The sequence below is a fragment of the Ruegeria sp. AE3 genome (assembly GCF_056542225.1).
This window is the reverse complement of sequence record NZ_JBQFZL010000036.1, coordinates 1-4,421: the sequence shown is the minus strand read 5'-3', so window position 1 is coordinate 4,421 and position 4,421 is coordinate 1. Positions and strand designations below refer to the sequence as shown.

The window sequence follows — 4,421 nt, the reverse complement described above, 5'->3', positions numbered from 1 at the left end:
TCCCAGCGTCGCGATGTCAAGATCATACGGGCGTTTATGGACTTTGCGGAGCGGGTTCTTGGGGAGAAGGAAACCGCCGGAGATATGTGACCGGCGGGTTCTTGAGTTTTTTTGTGGATTACCTGCTGCGCCAGGCCTGTGTGCGGGCCAGGATGCCTTTTGATGCCATCAGGTGGAAGATCCGGGCGGCGGCGTTGGTGTAGAAGATCATCATGCCCATTGCGGCTGCGGGTGCGATGTCCCCGGCATCATCCATGTTCAGCACCGCGATGGACGCGAGTGTGGTTTTGGGTGAGTAGAGGAACACAACCGCCGACACGGTCGTCATTGCGTTGACGAACAGATAGATCGAGATATCCAGCACCGCAGGCAGACAGACCGGCACCGTCACGCGGGCAAACAGCTTCATTGTTGGCTGTTTGAGAGAGGCCGACACCGACTCGAACTCTTTATCCATCTGCTTGAGAGCGGTGACCGCCGTCAGGTGCGATACGGTATAGAAATGCGTCACCGTGCAAACCACCAGGATCGCCATGGTGCCGTAGATCGCATTGAACGGATTGGACGGGTTGTTGAAGAAGAAGATATAGGACAGCCCCAGAACCATGCCCGGGATGGCCATCGGCAGCATGGCGAACATCTGAAAGATCGACCGTCCGGTTTTGAAGCCGTTCGATTTTTCCACCAGATACGCCCCGAAGAAGACAACCGTCGTGCCGATCACCGCCGTCAGGAAAGCCAGTTTGATCGAGTTGAAATACGACCCCCAGCCGCCGCCATCCATCTTGTCGAACTGGTAGTTCTTGAGGCTCAGGCTCAGATCGTAGGGCCAGAACTTGATCAGCGCCGCAAACTGACACACGGCCAGAAGACCAATGATGAACAGGCCGACCAAGCTGCAGTAGATCAGGAATATGCGATCAGCCTTTGGGTTTGGTGTTGCCTGATATGGAACCGAGCGCGCAGAAAGCAGCGCCACCTGCTTGGACTGAACCATCCGGTCGATGGCAAAAGCCAGAATTGCGGGGATGACCAGAACCACCGAGACCACGGCGCCCATCTCAAAGTTCTGCTGGCCGATCACCTGTTTGTAGATATCCACGGCAAGCACGTTGAACTGGCCGCCGATCACCTTTGGCAGGCCGAAATCGGTGATCACCAGATTGAACACGACAAAGGCTGCGGAAATCAGGCCATAGCGCGCGCCGGGTATGGTAACGGTCCAGAATGTCCGCCAGGGGGTAGAGCGCAAGCTGACAGCGGCCTCGTACAACCGCGCATCCGATATCGCGAGCGCAGTCGATATGATCAGGAACGCGTGTGGAAAGGTAAAGAAGACCGATCCGATCACGATGCCTATGGGGCCATAGATACTGGCACCGAACAACAACTCCTTGATCATCCCCTGATTGCCGAACAGGTAGACCAGCGCGATGCCCGGCAGCAGCGAGGGAACCAGAATCGGCGCCATCGCGATCAGGCGAAAGACCCCCTTGAACCGCATGCAGCTTCGGTTCAGCGCATAGGCAAACCAGAACGCCAGCGTCACCGTAACGATTGTGCTGACAACCGAAATCCAAAGGGAATTCTTGATCGAGTTGAACAGGGCTGGTGTCGAGAAGTAGTTGATGAAGTTGCCCAGACCCCGCGCTTGAACCGGCCGCATCTGCACCCGGCGGAACGTGTTGGAATCAAGCTCGACCCAATCGGTGCCTTCGTTCAAAGTCGACCCGACCAGAAAGCGCCCGGCCTCCGTCGTGTTCCGCATCTGGTACATGACCGGGCTGCGAAAGCTGAAATCCGGAAAGAACCCGGTCACCGGCAAACGCCCGTCCGAGCCGGTTGTCAGATCGGTGTCGGAATACACCCCCAATTGCCTGTTCAGTTCGTCAGCCGTCAGGATCGTTCCGTCGAACACACCCGCTTCATCACTGACCTGAAACTCATACTGGGACAGCTCGACCCGGTAGGTCGAGAAGGACTTGGAAAGCATCGTGTAAAGCGGCAGTGCCAGTGTCACGATCAGATAGAGCGCGATCACCATCATGCTTCCGCGCATCAGGATGTCATCGCGGCTGAGCCTGGGCCTGATATCCGGCCCGACAGGCAATGTGTCCTGATTGGTCGACATCGTGCTCATGCCGCAGCCTCCGGAAGGTCAAACGCCATCAGGCGGTTCTCGGGAAGCTCAATCACCATGCTGCACCCCTCTTCCAGCTCAAGACGACGCACGGCGTTGATCGAAAAATCCGCGATCAGTTCCGAAGATCCGAACCGCTCGTTGTTCAGGCGGCAGCGCCAGAACGAGCCCAGAAACTCCATTTCATCGAGCGTGACCTCGATGCAGTTCCGATTGCCGCCCGTGTCAAGATAACCAGCTTCATGAGGGATGATGTCTTCGGGACGAATGGCCGCAATGACAGGGGTTCCATCATTGAACGTGTGGCTGAGGCAGGCAAAGGTCTTTTCCCCGACGCTCAACCGCCCGCCTTTCGTAACCTGAGACTGGATCTGGTTCATTTCACCGATAAAGTCGGCCACGAACAGGTTGGCCGGTTCGCGGTAGATCTCCGTGGGCGATCCAACTTGTTCGATCACCCCGTGGTTCATCACCACGATGCGGTCGGCCATGGCCAGCGCTTCTTCCTGATCGTGCGTCACCATCACGGTGGTCACACCCAGCTTGCGCTGCAATTCCTTGATCTCATGCCGCAGGTGAACGCGCACCTTGGCGTCCAGCGCCGACAGGGGTTCGTCCAGCAGCAGCAGACCGGGATTGGTTGCAATGGCGCGGGCCAGCGCAATCCTCTGCTGCTGGCCACCGGACAATTGCGCCGGGTATTTCCTGCCCTGATCCGGCAGACCAACAAGGTTCAGCAGCTCGCTCACCCGAACCGCGATATCCGACTTGCTGCGGCCCGTGTTTTCAAGGCCAAATGCGATGTTCTTTTCGATCGTCAGGTTCGGGAACAGCGCATAGGACTGGAACACAATCCCGAAATCGCGCTCGGACGGAGGCAGGTTGGAGACGTCCTTGCCATCCTGCATAATCGTACCCTTGGTCTGCAGATCCAGCCCTGCAATCGCCCGCAACAAGGTGGTCTTGCCGCAGCCGGACGGGCCGAGGAAACAAATGAATTCACCTTCTTTGATTTCGAGAGAGATGTCCTTGAGTGCCAGAAAGCTGCCGAACGCTTTCCACAAATTCTGGATGCTGAGATACAGTTCACCGGGTGGTGTTTTCTGAAGCACGGGAGAGGTCCTCACATCTGCACCTCGGGCACGACCGATCCTGGCCGGTGCGCGCCGGGTGAGTTGGTTGTGTTGGTGGGAACAAGAGAGTGGCGGGCAGGAGAGGCACAAAAGCCCCTCCTGCCAATGGAATTACTTCGCTTCAGACTTTCCGTCATAGCGAGACTGCCATTCCTTCAGGATTGCCGCGCGATTGTTGGCGGCATATTCGAAATCATTGTTGATCATCGCATCCAGAAGACCCTCTGGGAAGTGTTCAACCGGTTTTGCAACGCCGGGATACGCCACGACCGCATAGCCGGTATTGTACATCTCGTTGGCCTCTTTGGTGACGGTGAAGTCCACCAGCTTCTGCGCGGCTTCCAGATTTGCAGTGCCGGCCACAATCGCGGTTGCTTCCATGTCCCAGCCGACGCCTTCCGAAGGCACAATGATTTCCAGCGGTGCGCCATCAGCTTTGGATTTCGCCCCACGGAACGCAAAAGAAATACCAATCGGGATCTCGCCCGCCGCCGCCAGTTTGCAAGGCTTCGAGCCGGAATGGGTGTAGCGCGCAATATTCTCGTGCAGCGCATCCATGTATTCCCAGCCACCTTCTTCACCAAACATTTGAAGCCAGCTGGACACATCAAGGAACCCCGTGCCAGAGGAATTCGGGTTCGGCATGATAACCTGATCCTTGTACATCGGATCAGTCAGGTCCTTCCACGAGGTCGGCGGCTTCAGCCCGGCCTTTTCCGCCTCAACCGTGTTGTAGCAAATCGAGGCAACCCAGGCGTCCATGCCAACCCAGGCAGGCGGGTTGTCACCATCGACGAATTTCGCATCCAGCTTGTCTACGCCAACCGGGGCATAAGGCTCCAGCATCCCTTCGGATTTCAACAGCAGCAGAGAGGTCGCAGCCAACCCCCAGACCACATCCGCCTGTGGGTTGTCCCGTTCAGCCAGCAGTTTCGCGGTGATGATCCCCGTCGAGTCCCGGACCCAGTTGATCTTGATATCCGGATTGCTCTGATTGAACGTCTCCGCATACCGAGCAAGATCCTCAGCCTCAACAGCAGTGTATACCGTCAGTTCCGTTTCCGATGCCGCAGCCGTCGCCGTCAGTAAACCGAACGCCAAAACCGCATAAATTGATCTCTTCTGTTTCATGGTTGTCCTCTGTTGGT

At 57.0% G+C, this 4,421-nt stretch carries 3 protein-coding genes; all 3 read right to left on the bottom strand.

What is annotated here, in order from left to right; translation table 11 throughout:
- Positions 1–118: 118 nt before the first annotated feature.
- The 3 genes from ACR0NZ_RS20510 to ACR0NZ_RS20500 all read right to left on the bottom strand — a co-directional run bounded on the left by ACR0NZ_RS20510 (position 119) and on the right by ACR0NZ_RS20500 (position 4,404).
- Positions 119–2,140 (bottom strand): putative 2-aminoethylphosphonate ABC transporter permease subunit, encoded by a 2,022-nt coding sequence (locus tag ACR0NZ_RS20510; protein WP_480477725.1) that lies wholly within the window; start codon positions 2,138–2,140, stop codon positions 119–121.
- Complete coding sequence (locus tag ACR0NZ_RS20505) at positions 2,137–3,252, bottom strand: putative 2-aminoethylphosphonate ABC transporter ATP-binding protein (protein ID WP_480496631.1); 1,116 nt, start codon at positions 3,250–3,252, stop codon at positions 2,137–2,139. The genes ACR0NZ_RS20510 and ACR0NZ_RS20505 overlap by 4 nt, the downstream gene beginning before the upstream one ends.
- Positions 3,253–3,384: 132 nt before the next feature.
- Entirely contained in the window at positions 3,385–4,404 is a 1,020-nt protein-coding gene (locus ACR0NZ_RS20500; RefSeq protein WP_480521542.1) for a putative 2-aminoethylphosphonate ABC transporter substrate-binding protein, read from the bottom strand.
- Positions 4,405–4,421 lie beyond the last annotated feature (17 nt).